Here is a 17,693-nt window from a genome sequence, read left to right as displayed (position 1 = left end):
GATAACACCGGATGTCGGCATCGACGGGGGCTCGGTGGGTAGGCGCACAGTGTGTCCGGTACGGGCGACACGCGATCTCCGTCACATTCGTGGCGGTCCGTCACCCGCCCGCAACAGTGCGCCACCGCAGGTAAACGCGGGTCAACAGTGCGTAAGTACTCGGTGAACCCGATGTGCACTACCCCCTGAGGCGCGAGTATCGTCCTCACCTGCACAGACTTATACCGAATACCTTGACACCGGAGGGCCCGTTGTCCCGCTTCGCGCTCATCAAGGCACTGCTCGGACCGATCATGCGCCTGATGTTCCGCCCACGGGTGGAGGGCATGGAGCACATTCCGGGGGACGGTCCGGTGATCCTGGCCGGCAACCACCTCACGTTCATCGACTCGATGATCCTGCCGCTGGTCTGCGACCGGCAGGTCGTCTTCATCGGCAAGGACGAGTACGTCACCGGTGCGGGCCTCAAGGGCCGCCTCATGGCCTGGTTCTTCACCGGCGTCGGCATGATCCCGGTGGACCGGGACGGGGCCAACGGCGGTGTCGCGGCGCTGATGACGGGGCGTCGGGTGCTGGAGGAGGGGCGCATGTTCGGGATCTACCCCGAGGGCACGCGCTCGCCCGACGGGCGGCTGTACCGGGGGCGTACCGGTATCGCCCGGCTGACTCTGATGACGGGGGCGCCTGTTGTGCCGTTCGCGATGATCGGTACGGACAAGTTGCAGCCGGGTGGGGCGGGGATGCCTCGGCCGGGGCGGGTCATGGTGCGGTTCGGTGAGGCGATGGAGTTCTCTCGGTATGAGGGGATGGATCGGGATCGGTATGTGCTGCGGGCCGTGACCGACTCTGTGATGACTGAGGTCATGCGGTTGTCCGGGCAGGAATACGTGGATATGTACGCGACGAAGGCCAAGGCTGCTTAGGGGTACTTGGCTTGGGGTTGTCTGTTGGGTGCGGGTGCGTCGTGGCTTGTCGCGCCCACGCGGCGGAGCCGCAAATCGATACAGCCCCGCGCCCCTAAAAGCACTCCGCACCCGGCGCCGTCAACGTCCCGCCAGCTTTTGTTCCCTCAGCAACACCCAGGCCGCTCCCGCCGCTGCCAGTAGCACCACCGCTCCTGCGCCCGCCGCCAGCGCGATGCCCTCTGTGAAGGCCTCGCGGGCAGCGTTCAGCAACGCCTCCGCCGTCGGCGCCGGCAGGCTCGCTGCCGTTTCCACCGCGCCGCCCAGGGATTCGTGGGCCTCAGCGGGTGTGCCCGTCGGGGCGGGGAAGTTTCTGTACACACCCGTGACGATCGAGCCCAGCAGGGCGATGCCCAGGGCCGCGCCCAGTTCGTACGCTGTTTCCGATACCGCCGCTGCCGCGCCCGCCTGTTCCTTGGGGACGCTCGCGAGGATCACGTCAGAGGTCACGGTGAACGAGAGGCCCGCGCCGACGCCGACGACCAGCAGGGCGGTGCCCAGCAGTGGGTAGCCCGTGGACTGGTCCACGACGGTGAGGGCGGCCAGGGCCAGGCCTATGGCCGCCAGTCCGCCCGAGACCACGGCCCGTACCGAGTAGCGCCGGGCCGCCGCGCCGGCGAGCAGGCCGGCCACCACCGCACCGATCGCTGCGGGCAGTTCGGCGAGGCCCGCCTCCAACGGACCCCGGCCCTGCACCAGTTGCAGATACTGCGAGAGGAAGAAGACCAGCCCGGAGAGTCCGAGGATGGTCAGGAGGTCCGCCAGTACCGCTCCGCTGAAGCCCCGGTCGCGGAACAGGCGCATGTCCAACAGAGGGACGGGGAGGGTCAGTTGGCGGCGTACGAAGCCATGCAGAGCGGCGGCGCCCAACACTGCCGCGCCCAGTGCCGGCCACGAGAAGCCGTGTGACGCCGCTTCCTTGATGCCGTAGACGATGCCGACCATGCCGACGAGCGACAGTACGACGCTGCGCAGGTCCCAGGGGCCCGGCGCCGGGTTGCGGGACTCGGGGAGCAGCTTGATGCCGACGAGGACGAGGACCACCATCACGGGCAGGTTGATCAGGAAGACCGAGCCCCACCAGAAGTGTTCGAGCAGGAAACCGCCGACCACTGGGCCGACTGCGGTGCCTGCGGAGGCGGTCGCGCCCCAGATGCCGATGGCGAGGCTGCGTTCGCGCGGGTCGTGGAAGAGGTTGCGGATCAGGGCGAGCGTGGCCGGCATCAGGGTCGCGCCCGCGACACCGAGGAGCGCCCGCGCCAGGATCAGCAACTCCGGTGTCGTCGCATAGGCGTTGAGGACCGACACCAGTCCGAACGCGGTCGCGCCGATGAGCAGCAGCCGCTTGCGGCCGATACGGTCGCCGAGGCTGCCCATGGAGACGAGCAGGCCCGCGATGACGAACGAGTAGACGTCGCCTATCCACAGCAACTGCGTGCCGGACGGCTTCAGATCCTCGCTGATGTAGGGGGTCGCGAGACCGAGAACGGTCGCGTCGACGGCCACCAGCAGCACGGCCAGCACGAGGACGGACAGCGCGAGCCAGCGGCCCGGACGTATCCCTTCCTCCGTCGCGTGGGCCGGCTGCAGGGTGCTGGTCATGATTCCTCTCTCCGTAGCGCACCGCCGAGCAACAGCTCGACGATCATGTGGTTGAAGTCCTTGGCCGCGACCCGGCCCTCGCTCACGGCCCAGGCGCCCGAGGCCATCAGCCCGTAGAGCGCCTCGGTGAGCCAGGCCGGGGTGAGGTCGATGCGGAACTCGCCGTTCTGCTGGCCGCGCCGGAACAGGGCGGCGATCGCGGCGTCGATCCTGGCCCAGCCCTCGTTCTGCTCCTCGCCCTCGAACAGCTGGTTCTCGGTGTAGAGGAACGCGAGCAGTCCGGCGGCGGGTTCGAGTGCCCCGACCATGCGGCGGACGGCCTCCTGAGCGGTGTCGTCGCCGAGTCGCGCGGCCGTCAGCGCCGCCTCGCACTCCTCGATGCCCAGCTCTTCGAGGGCCCGTACGAGCACGTCCCGCCCGGCGAAGTGGCGGTGCAGCGTGGCCCGGCTGATCCCGGCCGCCTTGGCGACCTCGTCCATGGTGGACGTGGATTTGCGGGTGAGGAGGGCGGCTGCGCTGCGCAGCACGTGGTCACGGTCGACGGCCATGAGACAACCATAGGCCATATGAGACAACTTTGTCTCATCGGAGGCGTGTGTGTATCGTCGCTATCTGCTCAACAGGGGCTTCTTCTCAATGCCCAGCTCAGTGCCAGGGCAGCTGGCCGCGTCGCTCCCAGTAGGCGCGCGGCTCCTCCACCAGCGCGGCCAGGCGCGACAGCTGGTCGTCGTCGAGGTCGACGACCGCCGCGTGCAGGTTCGAGGCGAGCTGGGCCGCCGTGGCCGCGCCGGAGAGTACGACCCCGGCCCACGGTTGCCGCAGGACCAGTGCGAGGGCGACTGCGTCCGCGCCCAGGCCTGTCTCCTCGGCGATCGTCCGTACGGCGTCCGGTGCCTGCCCTGCGGCCAGGCGGCCGTTGGCCATGCCCTCCTTGACGATCACCGTCAGTCCGGCGTCGTGGGCCTCGGCCAGGGCGGGGCCTGCGGAGGTCTCCAGGGCGTTGTACGTCGACTGGACCGTGCGGAAGAGGGGCTCGCCGTCGACGGTGACCGCGAGGGCGGCGCGGATCGTGTCGGCCTGGGCGGGGCCGCTGGTCGAGAAGCCGACGGTCAGGCCCTGCTCGGCTGCTTCCGCAAGGCGGGCGTGGAGTTCCTTGTCCGACAGGGCCGGGCTCTCCGGGGTCAGCGAGTGGATCTGGTAGAGGTCCAGGCGCGCGCCGAGCAGGTGGTCGGTTTCGGCGCGCTGACGCTCGTACGTCGGGAGGCTGTGGTCCTTGACCTCGTGCTGCTCGGCGTCGGTGGTCCAGTCGGCGGTGTAGGTGTAGCCCCACTTGCTGCCGATCACCACGTCGTCGAGGGCGGGGTGTGCTGTCAGCCAGTCGGCGAGGAACTCTTCGGAGCGGCCGTACGAGCGGGCCACGTCGAAGTAGCGGACGCCCTGGGCGTAGGCGGCGTCGAGGAGTTCGTGGGTTCGGGTGCGGAGCGATTCGACGGTGCGGTTCTCTCCGAGGTCTTCGTCTCGGTTGAGGTTGATGTAGCCGGGGCGGGCTACTGCGGCGAGGCCCAGGCCGAGGTGGCAGGTGGGGGTTGTTGCTGTGGCCAGTCGGGCGAAGGGCATCGCGGGCTCCGTTCGGTCGGGTCCGGTGCGGCTGTCCGACCAACGTAACCCGCGATGACCTTTGTTTGTCGCCCCCGCCGCCCCTACCCGTCCCATCCCTGAGGGGCTGTGCCCCTTCGACCCCCTGCGCCTATTGGGTCGGGAGGTGCTGTCGTTCGGCGGGTGCAGGTGGTGTGTGGCTTGTCGCGCCGTTCCCCGCGCCCCTGAAGGGGCCTGCGGCCCTTCAGTTCTTCGCTGTTGCCCATTCGTGTTGGGCCGCCACGTTCTGCTTCACCTCTGCCAACTGGATCGCCACCGCGCTCGGGGCCGTGCCGCCCCTGCCGTTGCGGGAGGCCAGGGCGCCCGGGACGTTGAGGACCGACCGCACCTCGGGGGTGAGGTGGGTGCTGATCTTGGCGAACTGGTCGTCGGTGAGGCCGTCGAGTTCTACGCCGTCCGCCTCCGCCGCCTTCACGCACTCGCCCGCGACCTCGTGGGCCACCCGGAACGGGACGCCCTGCTTGACCAGCCACTCGGCGATGTCGGTGGCCAGGGAGAAGCCGGCCGGGGCCAGTTCCTCCATGCGGTCGCGGTGGACGGTGAGGGTGGCCATCATGCCGGTGAAGGCGGGGAGGAGTACCTCCAGCTGGTCGCAGGAGTCGAAGACCGGCTCCTTGTCCTCCTGGAGGTCTCGGTTGTAGGCCAGGGGCAGGGCCTTGAGGGTGGCCAGCAGGCCCGTCAGGTTGCCGATCAGGCGGCCGGACTTTCCGCGTGCCAGTTCCGCGATGTCCGGGTTCTTCTTCTGCGGCATGATCGACGAGCCCGTCGAGAACGCGTCGTGCAGGGTCACGAAGGAGAACTCCTTCGTGTTCCAGATGATGATCTCCTCGGCGATCCGGGAGAGGTTCACACCGATCATCGCCGTGATGAACGCGAACTCCGCCACGAAGTCGCGGGACGCCGTGCCGTCGATCGAGTTCCCGACGCTGCCGTTCTCGAAGCCGAGGTCCTTCGCCACCGACTCCGGGTCCAGGCCGAGGCTGCTGCCCGCCAGGGCTCCCGAGCCGTACGGCGACACCGCCGTGCGCTCGTCCCACTGGCGCAGGCGTTCCGCGTCCCGGGACAGGGGCTGGACGTGGGCCAGGACGTGGTGGGCGAACAGGACCGGCTGGGCGTGCTGGAGGTGGGTGCGGCCGGGCATCGCCACGTCCGGGTGGGCCTCCGCGAGGCCGATCAGCGCGTCCTGGAGGTCGGCGATCAGGTCGGCGATCGTACGGGCGTGGTCCCTCAGGTACATGCGGAAGAGGGTCGCGACCTGGTCGTTGCGTGAGCGGCCGGCGCGGAGCTTGCCGCCGAGGTCGGGGCCGAGGATCTCCAGCAGGCCGCGTTCCAGGGCCGTGTGGATGTCCTCGTCGGCCGTCGTGGGGACGAGGCTGCCGTCGGCGAGGTTCGCTTCGAGCTGGTCGAGGCCGGCCAGCATGCGGGTCAGCTCGTCGTCCGTGAGCAGGCCCGCCTTGTGCAGCACGCGCGCGTGGGCACGCGATCCGGCGATGTCGTAGGGCGCGAGCCGCCAGTCGAAGTGGACGGACGCGGACAGCTTGGCCAGGGCCTCGGCGGGACCGTCGGCGAAACGGCCGCCCCAGAGCCGTACGTCACCGCTGTTGCTGCTCACTTGCGTTGCTCCTCGAAAACAGAAAGGCAGGGGGTGGATGTGCGACCGCCTCCCCACCCGTACGGAGGGGAGGCGGTTCGCAACAACCGTATCGGTTAGGGCTCTACGCCTGGTCGCGCTTCGCCGCGATCTTCGACGACAGGCTGTAGATGTCGATGAAGCCCTTGGCCGCGGCCTGGTCGAAGGTGTCGCCCGTGTCGTACGTGGCCAGGTTGAAGTCGTAGAGGGAGGTCTCCGAGCGCCGGCCCGTGACTACCGCGCGGCCGCCGTGCAGGGTCATCCGGACATCGCCGTTGACGTGCTGGTTGGCCTCGTTGATGAAGCCGTCCAGGGCGCGCTTCAGCGGGGAGAACCACTGGCCGTCGTAGACCAGCTCGCCCCAGCGCTGCTCGACCTGCCGCTTGTAGCGGGCGAGTTCGCGCTCGACCGTGACGTTCTCCAGCTCCTGGTGGGCCGTGATCAGGGCGATCGCGCCCGGAGCCTCGTACACCTCACGGGACTTGATGCCGACGAGACGGTCCTCGACCATGTCGATCCGGCCGATGCCCTGGGCGCCGGCCCGCTCGTTGAGCTGCTGGATCGCCTGGAGGACGGAGACGGGCTTGCCGTCGATCGCGACCGGGACGCCCTCCTTGAAGGAGACGATGACCTCGTCGGCGTCGCGCTGCTCGGCCGGGTTCGAGGTGTACTCGTAGATGTCCTCGATCGGGGCGTTCCAGATGTCCTCCAGGAAGCCCGTCTCGACCGCGCGCCCGAAGACGTTCTGGTCGATGGAGTACGGGGACTTCTTGGTGGTGGCGATCGGGAGCTGCTTGTCCTCGCAGAAGGCGATCGCCTTGTCGCGGGTCATCGCGTAGTCACGGACCGGGGCGATGCACTTGAGGTCGGGGGCGAGGGCCACGATGCCGGCCTCGAACCGCACCTGGTCGTTGCCCTTGCCCGTGCAGCCGTGGGCGACCGTGGTGGCGCCGTGCTTCTGGGCGGCGGCGACGAGGTGCTTGACGATCGTCGGCCGGGAGAGGGCGGAGACCAGCGGGTAGCGGTCCATGTAGAGGGCGTTGGCCTTGATCGCCGGGAGGCAGTACTCCTCGGCGAACTCGTCCTTGGCGTCCGCGACCTCGGCCTCGACGGCGCCGCACGCGAGGGCGCGCTTGCGGATGACGTCCAGGTCCTCGCCGCCCTGGCCGACGTCGACCGCAACGGCGATGACCTCGGCGCCCGTCTCCTCGGCGATCCAGCCGATGGCGACGGAGGTGTCCAGTCCGCCTGAGTAGGCGAGTACGACGCGCTCGGTCACGGGTTTTCTCCTCACAGTGCATTCGCTGACATGCATGAGTATGCAGGAGTCTGCATGGTTCGTCAATCTCGAAAAATTTTCCCGCGGATGTTTGCCGAGCCTTTGAACACTCGAAACCGCTTTCCCGTACTCCTCGCCGGACGCAGGCGCCGCGTTTGTAAACGACGAACCCCCCGACCCGAGTGAGGCATCCGCATGTCCAGGGCTCTTCCGAAGTACAACAAGCGTCGCGTCGCGTTCATCGGTGGCGCCGCCGCGGTGGCACTGTCCGGCGCGATCGTCGCGGGCTCGGCCCTCGCCGGGGAAACGTCCAACAACGCCACGAACGCCAAGACGCTGGCGGATCCAGGCACCATCAGCTGCCCGGACGTCGCGTCGCAGCTGCCCGCGATCCCCGCCACCGCGCAGGCCGAGGTCGACCGCAACCTCACGCTCCTCCAGACCCAGATCGACGAAGCCAACCAGCGCCTCATCGACACCGTCGGCCAGGGCGGCGCCAACTTCGTCCAGAACGCCATCCTCGGCCCGCTGGAGGACAAGCGCATCGCCGTCGTCAACCGCATCGCCACCGCCATCGGCCGCACCGCCGAGAAGCCCGCGGGCCTCGACTCCCTGGCTGCCTGCACTCTCGACAAGTGAGGTGACAGGCACTGTGGCCGCCCCGACGTAAGCGCCGGCCGGGGCGGCCGCGGTCCTGTACAGCCGTAGTCATCACAGCCGTAGCCATGTCGGTAAAACCTTAGACAGGCGAACGACTTTCCCCGACAATAGTTAGTCATGGGAAAGACTTACGAGCGCATAGACGGCCGGCTGCGTACGTTCATCGAGGCGCAGCCCCTCTTCTTCACCGCGTCCGCCCCGCTCTCCGGCGACGGCACGGTCAACCTCTCCCCCAAGGGCCTCAAGGGCTCCTTCGTGATCCTCGACGAGCTGACCGTCGCGTATCTCGACTTCGCGGGCAGCACCGCGGAGACAGTCGCCCATCTCCGCGAGAACGGCCGGATCACCCTCATGTGGTGCGCCTTCGAGGGCCCGCCGAACATCGTCCGGGTGCACGGCCGCGGTGAGCCGGTCTTCCGAGACGACCCGCGCTTCCCCGAACTCCTCGCCCGCTTCCCGGACATCGACCCCACCGATCACGGGCTGCGGGCGATCATCGTCGTACGGGCCGAACTCGTCCGGGACAGCTGCGGCTACTCGGTGCCCCTCATGTCGTACGACGGCGACCGCGATCTGCACGGCAGGCGGTTCGCGCGCGAGGACGACGCCTCGCTGAGCGCCTACTTCGAGAAGAAGGACCACATCGCGACGAGCCTGGACGGACTACCGGGGCTGCCGTTGCCGCTCCCGCCCAGTACGGTCTGAGCCATGCGCCCCGGAGCCGCCGTCGTCCTCGTGTCCGCGTCCCTTCTCGTGCTCGCCGCCGGGGTCCCTCCCACGGCCGCGCCGCCGCTGCCCGCGCGGATGGCCGACACCGGCGGCGGCACGCAGCTGATCACGGCTCAGGCGCCGAGCGGCAAGGCGACCTCGGGCACGGTCACCTGGTGGGACCTGCGCGACGGGACATGGACGAAGGCCGGTTCCGCGACCGCGCGCTTCGGTGCGAACGGGCTCGTCGAGGGCGGCTCCCGCAAGCAGGGCACGAACACCACTCCCACCGGGCTGTACGACCTCCCGTACGCCTTCGGCATCAAGCCGGCGCCGAGCGGTACCGACGTCACGTACCGGCCCGTGCGGCAGAACTCCTGGTGGTGCCAGGACAACGACTCGCGCTCCTACAACCGCTGGACCGAGCCCCGCCCCGCCGACTGCCGCGCCGCCGAGTCCGAGCACCTCATCTCGTACACGCAGCAGTACGCGCACGCGTACGTCATCGGTTTCAACTACGCCCAGCCGGTGCGCAGGCGCGGTGCGGGGATCTTCCTGCACGTCAACGGGCGCGGGGCGACGGCCGGTTGTGTCTCCGTGCCGGTGGCGGCGATGCGCGCGATCCTGGCCTGGGCCGAGCCGGGCCGCCGGCCGCACATCGCGATCGGCACGACGAGCGGGCCCACGGCGATCACTCGATACTGAGCCCGGCAGCAGGAGTGACGGCGGATGTTACCCGCCGTCACTCCTGTTCGCTGTGGACTCCGTGGGGCACTGAACACTCAGCGGTCGTGGCACGTATGGAAGGGCCAAGGGGCCAAGCCTCTCGACTAGACCCCGTCCCACGGAGGAACCGTGACCACCACGATCGCAGGCGGACGTGCCGCGCGGCGCCAGACGATGCGCCGCATCCGACCTCGTCGCTCCCCCGCCGTCCCGCTGCTGCTCGCTGTCGCGGCGGGCGCGGCCGGAGTGATCTGGCTGTGGTGGAGCAACACCCCGTCCCTCGCGGACACCACCGCCCAGGTCATCGCGGCCGGCCGGATCACCGGTCTGCTCGGCGGTTACCTGATGGCACTGGTCGTGCTGCAGATGGCCCGGGTACCCGCGCTGGAGCGCCGGGTCGGCTCGGACCGGGTGGCGCGCTGGCACGCGATGAGCGGCCGGTACACGCTCTGCCTGGTCGTGGCGCACGTCGTCCTGATCATGTACGGGTACGCCCTCCAGGCCGGGAAGACGTTCGGCGACATCGTCCAGCAGACGGTCGACTCGGTGAACCAGCTGCCCGACATGGGCAAGGCGGCGATCGGCACGGGTCTGCTGGTGCTCATCGGGCTCATGTCCATCGGCCCGGTGCGGCGCAGGATCCCGTACGACCTCTGGTACCACGTGCACCTGCTGACGTACGCGGCCACGTTCCTGACGTTCTGGCACCAGCTGTCCACGGGCAACGAGTTCGTCGTGGAGCCGGCCGCGAAGACCGCCTGGTACGCGCTGTACGGCTCGGTGACCGCGCTGGTCGTCTGGTACCGCATCATCACGCCGGTCCGGCTGAACATGCGGCACCGGCTGCGGGTCGAGGCGGTCATCGAGGAGACCCCGGGCATCGTGTCCGTGCTGATGAGCGGCCGCAAGCTGCACCGGATGGGCGCGGAGGCGGGCCAGTTCTTCCGCTGGCGCTTCCTGGCCCCCGGTATGCGGTTCAGCTCGCACCCGTACTCGCTGTCGGCGGCCCCCCGCCCCAACATGCTGCGGATCACCGTGAAGGCGATCGGCGACCACAGCTCGGCCCTGCGCGAGCTGGAGCCCGGCGTCCGGGTGTGGGCCGAGGGCCCGTACGGCGCTCTGACCGCCTCCAAGCGCAGCAAGGGCAAGGTGCTGCTGGTCGCGGGCGGTGTCGGCATCACCCCGATGCGCGCCCTGTTCGAGACCCTGCCCGGCGCGGCGGGCGACCTGACCCTCCTCTACCGGGCCAACAGCACCCAGGACCTGGCCCTGTGGGACGAGCTGGCGACCATCGCCAACGAGCGCGGCGCCCGCCTGATGTACGCGGTGAACAGCCCCGACGGGGAGCGCCCCGACATCTCCGCGGAGTCGCTGCGGCGGAAGCTGCCCGACATCGATGAGCACGACGTCTTCATGTGCGGGCCGCCCGGCTTCGCGCAGGGCGTGTACGAGGCACTGCGCGGCGCGGGTGTTCCCGCGCGCCGTATCCACCACGAGTCGTTCGAGATGTGAGCGACGGGAGCCAGGAGCGATGAAGAAGAGTCACCCCTTTCGGCGGGTCATGCTCGCGAGCGCCGCCACAGTCTCCGGAATCGTGCTGCTGCTGACGCTGAAGCCGTCGTCGGACCCAGGGTCCGCACAGGCGGCCGGCGCTCTGCCCCAACAGACGTCGGCGGCGCAGGAGTCGGCCCAGGGCGGTGCGACCGCCAAGGACGGCACCTTCACCGGCGACGTGGTCGACACGCAGTACGGCGAGGTCCAGGTCCGCATCACGGTGACCGGCGGCAAGATCACCAAGGCGGAGGCCGTCAAGGCCCCCAGCGGCGGCCAGAGCACCGCGATCTCCGGCAACGCCATCCCCAAGCTCAACGCGGAAGCGGTCGCCGCGAGCACCGCCGACATCGACGCCATCTCGGGCGCCAGCTACACGAGCGCGGGCTACGGGAAGTCGCTCCAGTCCGCCCTGGACAAGGCCAGCGCGGGCACGGGCGCCGCCGCGGGCGGTGGCACGGCGCAGGCCGCCACGGTCATCGGCGACGTGGTCGACACGCAGTACGGCGAGGTCCAGGTCCGCATCACGGTGACCGGCGGCAAGATCACCAAAGCGGAGGCCGTCAAGGCCCCCAGCGGCGGCCAGAGCACCACGATCTCCGGGAACTCGATCCCCAAGCTCAACGCGGCGGCCGTGGCCGCCGGTACCGCCGACATCGACGCGATCTCGGGCGCCAGCTACACGAGCGCCGGGTACAAGAAGTCCCTCCAGTCCGCCCTGGACAAGGTCCCCGCGGAATCGGACGCGGGAGCAGGCGCGGCGGAGAGCAGTGCCCCGCCCGCGGCCGAGACCAGCGCCCCGCCTGCGGCTGCGGAAGGCGGAGCGACCTCCAACGGCGGCGGTACGTTCACCGGAAGCGTCGTCCAGACCGAGTACGGCCCGGTCCAGGTCCGGGTCACCCTGACCGACGGCAAGATCACGTCGGCGTCGGCGGTGCAGGCGCCCAGCGGCGGCCGGAGCGACCAGATCTCCGGCGACGCGATCCCGAAGCTCAACGACGCGGCGCTGGCCGCGGGCGACGCCGACATCGACGCGGTGTCCGGCGCCAGCTACACCAGCGCGGGCTACAAGGAGTCCCTGCAGTCGGCCCTGGACCAGGCCGGTGGTTGATCCCGCCGAAGCTCCCGCCGCGGTGCGTCATGCGGAGGAGGTCATGGGGACCGTCTTCTCTTTCGACGTCCGCGGCGGGGACCCCCGTGCGGTCGAGCTGGCGCTGGCTTCGGCCGTCGCCGGACTGCACAAGGTCAACGAGGTGTTCAGCACCTACCGGGAGAACAGCCAGATCTCCCGGCTGGCCCGCGGCGAGATCTCCGTCGCCGACTGCGACCCGGAGGTCGCCGAGGTGCTCGACCTGTGCGCCGAGGCGGAGCGGGTCAGCGAGGGGTGGTTCAGCCACACCTACCAGGGCCAGATCGACCCGACCGGCCTCGTCAAGGGCTGGGCGGCGGAACGCGCGGCCAGAACCCTGATGGCGGCCGGGGTGAGCGGCGTCAGCGTCAACGGCGCCGGCGACGTCCAGCTCTGCGGCTCCCCGGGCCCCCAACGCCCTTGGCGCGTAGGCGTGTCGGACCCCCTCCGCCCCGGCGGCCTGGCGGCCGTGGTCTCGGCGGCGGGCACGGACGAATTGGCGGTAGCCACGTCCGGCACAGCAGAACGCGGCACCCACATAGTCGACCCCCGCACCGGCAAGTCAGCGGTGACGGACCTGGTCGCGGTAACGGTGGTAGCCCCAGAACTGACCTGGGCGGACGCGTGGGCGACGGCGGCATTCGCCATGGGTTCGCGCCAGGCACTGCGCTGGCTGGAGTCCCTACCGGACGTAGAGGCGCTACTGATAACGGCGGGCGACGAGGTCAGGTGCACCGGGGGGCTAGCCAGAAGGCTGGGGTGAGGGGGTGTTTTCAGGGGCGCGGGGAACTGCGCGACCAGCCCCCACCGGCCCGCGCCCGAAACTCAACCGCTCAATGGTTCTTCTGAGCCAACGCCAACAAGTGATCAGCCAGAGCCTGACCCCCCAGAGGATCACGACTGATCAACAGCAACGTGTCGTCCCCCGCGATGGTCCCCAAAATATCGTGCAGCTCAGCCTGATCAATGGACGACGCCAAGAACTGCGCAGCCCCCGGAGGCGTCCGCAGAACCACCAGATTCGCGGAAGCCTCCGCGGAGATCAGCAACTCGGAAGACAGCCTCCGCATCCGCTCCTCCTTCGCCGACTCCCCCAGCGGAGCGCGAGGCGTACGGAACCCGCCCTCACTGGGCACCGCGTAGATGAGATCGCCGTCGTTGTTGCGGATCTTCACCGCGTTCAGTTCGTCCAGGTCCCTGGACAGCGTCGCCTGAGTGACGGTCAGCCCGTCATCGGCCAGCAGCTTCGCCAACTGACTCTGCGACCGCACCGGTTGCCGGTTGAGGATGTCCACGATCCGGCGGTGGCGTGCGGTGCGGGTCTGCGGTACGGCAGGCCCCGCGTGGTCGTGATCCTGCGCCTGCGTCATCGTCGTCGTCTCATTCCCCGACTAGTCCTTCCCGTCAACCGCGTCGAGAACCCCGGGAAGTGCCTGGAGGAACGCGTCCACTTCGGCGTCACCGATGTTCAACGGCGGCATGAGCCGTACGACATCGGGAGCGGGCGCGTTCACCAGGAACCCGGCGTCCTGAGCCGCCTGCTGCACCTGGGGCGCGAGGGGCTTCGTGAGCACGATACCCAGGAGGAGGCCCGCGCCCCGGACAGAATCGATCAACGAGTGCCCCGCACCCTCGATTCCGTCCCGCAACTTCTCGCTCTGCCGCTTGACGTTCTCCAGCAACCCCTCGTTCGAGATGGCGTCGAGAACGGCGAGTCCGGCGGCGCAGGCGACCGGGTTGCCGCCGAACGTCGTACCGTGCTGGCCGGGCTGGAGCAGGTCGGCGGCGCGTCCGAAGGCGACCGTCGCGCCCAGCGGCAGCCCGCCGCCGAGGCCCTTGGCGAGGGTGACGACGTCGGGCAGGACGCCATCATGGGCCTGGTACTCGAACCAGTGCCCGGTACGGCCGACGCCGGTCTGTACCTCGTCGAGGACGAGCAGGGCACCCGTGGCGGCGGTGATGGCGCGCGCGGCCTTCAGATAGCCGGCGGGCGGGACCACGACCCCGTTCTCGCCCTGGATCGGCTCGATGATGACGAGCGCGGTCTCGTCGGTGACGGCGGCGGCCAGCGCCTGCGCGTCGCCGTACGGGACGTACGTGACGTCACCGGGCAGCGGCACGAAGGGCTCCCGCTTTGCGGGCTGGCCGGTGAGCGCGAGGGCGCCCATGGTCCGACCGTGGAAGCCGCCCTCGGTCGCGACCATGTGCCCCCGTCCGATCAGCCGGCCGATCTTGAAGGCGCCCTCGTTGGCCTCTGCGCCCGAGTTGCAGAAGAACACCTTGCCGTCCCGGCCGAAGCGCTGGATCAGCTGTTCGGCGAGGGCGACGGGCGGTTCGGCGACGAAGAGGTTGGAGACATGGCCGAGGGAGGCGATCTGGGTGGAGACCGCCTCGACGATCGCCGGGTGGGCGTGGCCGAGCGCGTTGACGGCGATTCCGCCCACGAAGTCGGTGTACGCCTTGCCGTCGGCGTCCCACACGGTGCTGCCTGCGCCACGGACTAGGGGCAGCCGGGGGGTGCCGTAGTTGTTCATGAGCGCGCCCTGCCAGCGCGCCGTCAGTTCCTGATTCGCGGTCGGTTCCTGGTCGGCGCTCATACCGCATCCCCCTCTTCCGCATCGGGCACGACCATCGTGCCGATGCCTTCGTCCGTGAAGATCTCCAGCAGGATCGAGTGCTGGACCCGGCCGTCGATGACCCGGGCGGTGGTCACGCCGTTGCGAACGGCGTGCAGACAGCCCTCCATCTTCGGCACCATGCCGGAGCTCAACTCCGGCAGCAGCTTCTCCAGTTGGGAAGCGGTGAGGCGGCTGATCACCTCGTCGCTGTTGGGCCAGTCCTCATAGAGACCTTCGACGTCCGTGAGGACCATGAGAGTCTCGGCGCCCAGCGCAGCAGCGAGTGCCGCAGCCGCCGTATCAGCATTGACGTTGTAGACATGTCCGTCGTCCTGGCTACGGGCGATCGACGAGACGACCGGGATACGGCCGTCGGCGAGCAGTGCCTCGATCGCGCCCGTGTCGATCGCGGTGATCTCGCCCACCCGCCCGATGTCGACCAACTCCCCGTCGATCTCGGGCTGGTGCTTGGTGGCGGTGATGGTGTGCGCGTCCTCGCCGGTCAATCCGACGGCGAGCGGCCCGTGTTGGTTGAGCAGCCCGACCAGCTCCCGCTGGACCTGCCCGGCCAGCACCATGCGTACGACGTCCATGGCGTCCTCGGTGGTGACCCTGAGGCCCGCCTTGAACTCGCTGACGATGCCGTGCCTGTCGAGGGCGGCGCTGATCTGCGGGCCGCCGCCGTGCACGACGACGGGCCTGAGGCCGGCCTGGCGCAGGAAGACGACGTCCTGGGCGAAGGCGCTCTTCAACTCCTCGTCGACCATGGCGTTTCCGCCGAACTTGATGACGACGACCTTGCCGTTGTGCCGGGTCAGCCACGGCAGCGCTTCGATGAGGATCCTGGCCTTGGGGAGGGCGGTGTGCTTCCGCGTGGTGCTCATGACGAGTACGCGCTGTTCTCGTGGACGTAGTCCGCGGTGAGATCGTTGGTCCAGATGGTGGCGGTCTCGGTCCCGGCGGCGAGGTCGGCGACGATGTGGACCTCGCGGTAGCGCATGTCGACTCCCTCCCGGTCCTCGCCGACCCCGCCGTTCTTGCAGACCCAGACGCCGTTGATGGCGACGTTCAACTGGTCGGGCTCGAAAGCGGCTTGGGTCGTACCGATGGCGGAGAGGACGCGGCCCCAGTTGGGGTCCTCGCCGTGGATGGCGCACTTGAGGAGGTTGTTGCGGGCGATGGAGCGGCCCACCTCGACGGCGTCGTCCTCGCTGGCCGCGTTGACGACCTCGACCTTGATGTCCTTGCTGGCGCCCTCGGCGTCCCGGATCAGCTGCTGCCCGAGGTCGTCGCAGACGGCCCGTACGGCCTCCGCGAACTCCTCGTAGCCGGGGGTGACTTGGGAGGCCCCGGAGGCGAGCAGGAGCACGGTGTCGTTGGTGGACATGCAGCCGTCGGAGTCGACGCGGTCGAAGGTGGTGCGGGTGGCGGCCCGAAGTGCCTTGTCCAGTACGTCACTTTCGACGTCCGCGTCCGTCGTGAGGACGACGAGCATGGTGGCTAGGCCGGGGGCGAGCATGCCCGCGCCCTTGGCCATGCCGCCCACGGTCCAGTCACCCTTGCTGACGACGGCCGTCTTGTGGACGGAGTCGGTGGTCTTGATGGCGATGGCGGCCTTCTCACCGCCGTGTTCGGAGAGTTGACCGGCGGCGGTCTCGACTCCGGGGAGCAGCTTGTCCATTGGCAGGAGCAGTCCGATGAGTCCGGTGGAGGCGACGGCGACCTCCCCCGCGTTCAGTCCGAGAGTGTCCGCGACCTTCTCGGCGGTGGCGTGCGTGTCCTGGAACCCCTTGGGCCCCGTACAGGCGTTGGCACCACCGGAGTTGAGAACGACGGCGGAGACGATGCCACCCTTCAAGACCTGCTCGGACCACAGCACCGGTGCGGCCTTGACGCGGTTGGAGGTGAAGACGCCGGCGGCGGCGAGGCGGGGCCCGTTGTTGACCACGAGGGCCAGGTCGGGGTTGCCGTTCTCCTTGATCCCGGCGGCGATACCCGCCGCCGTGAACCCCTTGGCTGCCGTGACACTCACGGTGCGACTCCGATCGTGGAAAGCCCAGTCGTCTCGTCGAGTCCGAGGGCGATGTTCATGCTCTGGACGGCACCGCCCGCGGTGCCCTTGGTCAGGTTGTCGATGGCGCTGATCGCGATGATCCGGTGCACGGCGGCGTCGTATGCGACCTGTACCTGAACGGCGTTGGAACCGTAGACGGACGCCGTGGCGGGCCACTGCCCCTCGGGGAGGAGGTGAACGAACGGTTCGTCGGCGAACGCCTTCTCGTAGACGGCGCGCACGGACTCGGCGGTGACACCGGGCTTGGCAGCGGCGGTGCAGGTGGCGAGGATGCCGCGGGACATCGGGGCGAGGGTGGGCGTGAAGGAGACGGCGACGGGCTCGCCCGCGGCACCGCTGAGGTTCTGGATCATCTCGGGCGTGTGCCGATGGCCGCCGCCGACGCCGTACGGCGACATGGATCCCATGACCTCACTGCCCAGCAGGTGTGTCTTGGCGGCCTTGCCCGCGCCGGAGGTCCCGGAGGCGGCGACGATCACGGCCTCGGCCTCGGCGATCCCGGCGGCGTAAGCCGGGAAGAGGGCGAGCGAGACGGCGGTCGGGTAGCAACCGGGCACCGCGACGCGCTTGGACCCCTCCAGCGCGGCGCGGGCGCCCGGCAGTTCGGGGAGGCCGTAGGGCCAGGTCCCGGCGTGCGCGGAACCGTAGAACCTCTCCCAGTCGGCCGCGTCGTGGAGCCGGAAGTCGGCGCCCATGTCGACGACGAGGACGTCCGGGCCGAGCTGCTCGGCGACGGCGGCGGACTGCCCGTGCGGCAGCGCGAGGAACACGACGTCATGCCCGGCGAGCACGTCGGGGGTGGTCTCCTGGAGCACACGGTCGGCCAGCGGCAGCAGATGCGGCTGCAGCGCGCCGAGCCGCTGCCCGGCGTTGGAGTTGCCGGTCAGGGCGCCGATCTCCACCTCGGGGTGGACGAGGAGCAGACGCAGCAGTTCCCCGCCCGCGTACCCACTCGCTCCGGCCACCGCCACACGTACTGCCATGAAACCCTCCTCCTTGATGGCATGACTATACGTTTCGATGCACGTTTATGCAATACCGTGGATCAGTATGCGGAGCCGGGCGGACCGGTACGGGCAACAGGTCGATCATGCCCAT

The 17,693-nt window shown here is 69.4% G+C and carries 16 protein-coding genes and 1 pseudogene; 7 read left to right on the top strand and 10 right to left on the bottom strand.

All coding sequences use genetic code 11. From position 1 onward, the window contains the following. Positions 1-251: 251 nt before the first annotated feature. On the top strand, positions 252-923 hold the full coding sequence (locus ACWCRB_RS24000) for a lysophospholipid acyltransferase family protein (protein ID WP_450998003.1): 672 nt from the start codon (positions 252-254) through the stop codon (positions 921-923). Between the two features lie 120 nt (positions 924-1,043). On the opposite strand, the gene ACWCRB_RS23995 is transcribed toward ACWCRB_RS24000, so the two are convergent. The 5 genes from ACWCRB_RS23995 to ACWCRB_RS23975 all read right to left on the bottom strand — a co-directional run bounded on the left by ACWCRB_RS23995 (position 1,044) and on the right by ACWCRB_RS23975 (position 7,129). Next, a complete protein-coding gene (locus ACWCRB_RS23995) occupies positions 1,044-2,564 on the bottom strand; it encodes an MFS transporter (RefSeq protein ID WP_450997988.1) in 1,521 nt (506 codons plus the stop codon). Next, positions 2,561-3,112: a TetR/AcrR family transcriptional regulator gene (locus ACWCRB_RS23990; protein WP_450997987.1), complete on the bottom strand. Its 552-nt coding sequence runs from the start codon at positions 3,110-3,112 to the stop codon at positions 2,561-2,563. The genes ACWCRB_RS23995 and ACWCRB_RS23990 overlap by 4 nt, the downstream gene beginning before the upstream one ends. A 97-nt stretch (positions 3,113-3,209) precedes the next feature. After that, positions 3,210-4,181, bottom strand: a complete 972-nt coding sequence (locus ACWCRB_RS23985; protein ID WP_450997986.1) for an aldo/keto reductase — start codon at positions 4,179-4,181, stop codon at positions 3,210-3,212. Positions 4,182-4,404: 223 nt separating this feature from the next. Next, a complete protein-coding gene (argH, locus tag ACWCRB_RS23980; RefSeq protein WP_450997985.1) occupies positions 4,405-5,832 on the bottom strand; it encodes an argininosuccinate lyase in 1,428 nt (475 codons plus the stop codon). Positions 5,833-5,935: 103 nt separating this feature from the next. Further along, positions 5,936-7,129: an argininosuccinate synthase gene (locus ACWCRB_RS23975; protein WP_450997984.1), complete on the bottom strand. Its 1,194-nt coding sequence runs from the start codon at positions 7,127-7,129 to the stop codon at positions 5,936-5,938. Between the two features lie 195 nt (positions 7,130-7,324). On the opposite strand from ACWCRB_RS23975, the pseudogene ACWCRB_RS23970 reads away from it, so the two are divergent. The 6 genes and pseudogenes from ACWCRB_RS23970 to ACWCRB_RS23945 form a co-directional block, all read left to right on the top strand. Further along, a pseudogene (locus ACWCRB_RS23970) lies at positions 7,325-7,762 on the top strand (hypothetical protein); the annotation flags it as partial. Between the two features lie 144 nt (positions 7,763-7,906). Beyond that, a complete protein-coding gene (locus ACWCRB_RS23965) occupies positions 7,907-8,494 on the top strand; it encodes a pyridoxamine 5'-phosphate oxidase family protein (protein ID WP_450997983.1) in 588 nt (195 codons plus the stop codon). Between the two features lie 3 nt (positions 8,495-8,497). Next, positions 8,498-9,202, top strand: coding sequence for a L,D-transpeptidase family protein (locus tag ACWCRB_RS23960; protein ID WP_450997982.1), 705 nt, complete (start codon positions 8,498-8,500; stop codon positions 9,200-9,202). Between the two features lie 150 nt (positions 9,203-9,352). Continuing rightward, on the top strand, positions 9,353-10,735 hold the full coding sequence (locus tag ACWCRB_RS23955; protein WP_450997981.1) for a ferredoxin reductase family protein: 1,383 nt from the start codon (positions 9,353-9,355) through the stop codon (positions 10,733-10,735). A gap of 19 nt (positions 10,736-10,754) precedes the next feature. Next, positions 10,755-11,885, top strand: a complete 1,131-nt coding sequence (locus ACWCRB_RS23950; RefSeq protein WP_450997980.1) for an FMN-binding protein — start codon at positions 10,755-10,757, stop codon at positions 11,883-11,885. A gap of 43 nt (positions 11,886-11,928) precedes the next feature. Continuing rightward, positions 11,929-12,666, top strand: a complete 738-nt coding sequence (locus ACWCRB_RS23945; RefSeq protein WP_450997979.1) for an FAD:protein FMN transferase — start codon at positions 11,929-11,931, stop codon at positions 12,664-12,666. Positions 12,667-12,736: 70 nt separating this feature from the next. Here ACWCRB_RS23945 and ACWCRB_RS23940 read toward each other — a convergent pair whose 3' ends face one another. From ACWCRB_RS23940 to argC, 5 genes are read right to left on the bottom strand one after another with little or no spacing between them, the layout of a single operon-like run. Beyond that, positions 12,737-13,273, bottom strand: coding sequence for an arginine repressor (locus ACWCRB_RS23940; protein ID WP_369034302.1), 537 nt, complete (start codon positions 13,271-13,273; stop codon positions 12,737-12,739). A 21-nt stretch (positions 13,274-13,294) separates the two neighbouring features. Continuing rightward, entirely contained in the window at positions 13,295-14,500 is a 1,206-nt protein-coding gene (locus ACWCRB_RS23935) for an acetylornithine transaminase (protein WP_450997978.1), read from the bottom strand. After that, the gene (gene argB, locus ACWCRB_RS23930; RefSeq protein ID WP_450997977.1) at positions 14,497-15,405 is read right to left on the bottom strand and encodes an acetylglutamate kinase; all 909 of its coding nucleotides are present in this window, start codon (positions 15,403-15,405) and stop codon (positions 14,497-14,499) included. Before argB ends, ACWCRB_RS23935 begins: the two co-directional genes overlap by 4 nt. Continuing rightward, a complete protein-coding gene (argJ, locus tag ACWCRB_RS23925; RefSeq protein WP_450997976.1) occupies positions 15,402-16,553 on the bottom strand; it encodes a bifunctional glutamate N-acetyltransferase/amino-acid acetyltransferase ArgJ in 1,152 nt (383 codons plus the stop codon). Before argJ ends, argB begins: the two co-directional genes overlap by 4 nt. Then, positions 16,550-17,578 carry an N-acetyl-gamma-glutamyl-phosphate reductase gene (argC, locus tag ACWCRB_RS23920; protein ID WP_450997975.1) on the bottom strand — a complete coding sequence of 343 codons (1,029 nt, stop codon included), beginning with the start codon at positions 17,576-17,578 and terminating at the stop codon, positions 16,550-16,552. The genes argJ and argC overlap by 4 nt, the downstream gene beginning before the upstream one ends. Between the last annotated feature and the right edge of the window lie 115 nt (positions 17,579-17,693).

It is taken from the genome of Streptomyces sp. NPDC002156, assembly GCF_053593675.1.
The sequence above is the reverse complement of the archived record's forward strand: the minus strand, read 5'-3'. Positions and strand labels throughout refer to the sequence as shown.

Bases quoted from the DNA above. Each gene is read 5' to 3' on its own strand.
- ACWCRB_RS23995 (WP_450997988.1), bottom strand. From the start codon at position 2,564: ATGACCAGCACCCTGCAGCCGGCCCACGCGACGGAGGAAGGGATACGT.
- ACWCRB_RS23990 (WP_450997987.1), bottom strand. From the start codon at position 3,112: ATGGCCGTCGACCGTGACCACGTGCTGCGCAGCGCAGCCGCCCTCCTC.
- ACWCRB_RS23985 (WP_450997986.1), bottom strand. From the start codon at position 4,181: ATGCCCTTCGCCCGACTGGCCACAGCAACAACCCCCACCTGCCACCTC.
- ACWCRB_RS23965 (WP_450997983.1), top strand. From the start codon at position 7,907: ATGGGAAAGACTTACGAGCGCATAGACGGCCGGCTGCGTACGTTCATC.
- ACWCRB_RS23960 (WP_450997982.1), top strand. From the start codon at position 8,498: ATGCGCCCCGGAGCCGCCGTCGTCCTCGTGTCCGCGTCCCTTCTCGTG.
- ACWCRB_RS23950 (WP_450997980.1), top strand. From the start codon at position 10,755: ATGAAGAAGAGTCACCCCTTTCGGCGGGTCATGCTCGCGAGCGCCGCC.
- ACWCRB_RS23945 (WP_450997979.1), top strand. From the start codon at position 11,929: ATGGGGACCGTCTTCTCTTTCGACGTCCGCGGCGGGGACCCCCGTGCG.
- ACWCRB_RS23940 (WP_369034302.1), bottom strand. From the start codon at position 13,273: ATGACGCAGGCGCAGGATCACGACCACGCGGGGCCTGCCGTACCGCAG.
- ACWCRB_RS23935 (WP_450997978.1), bottom strand. From the start codon at position 14,500: ATGAGCGCCGACCAGGAACCGACCGCGAATCAGGAACTGACGGCGCGC.
- argB (WP_450997977.1), bottom strand. From the start codon at position 15,405: ATGAGCACCACGCGGAAGCACACCGCCCTCCCCAAGGCCAGGATCCTC.
- argC (WP_450997975.1), bottom strand. From the start codon at position 17,578: ATGGCAGTACGTGTGGCGGTGGCCGGAGCGAGTGGGTACGCGGGCGGG.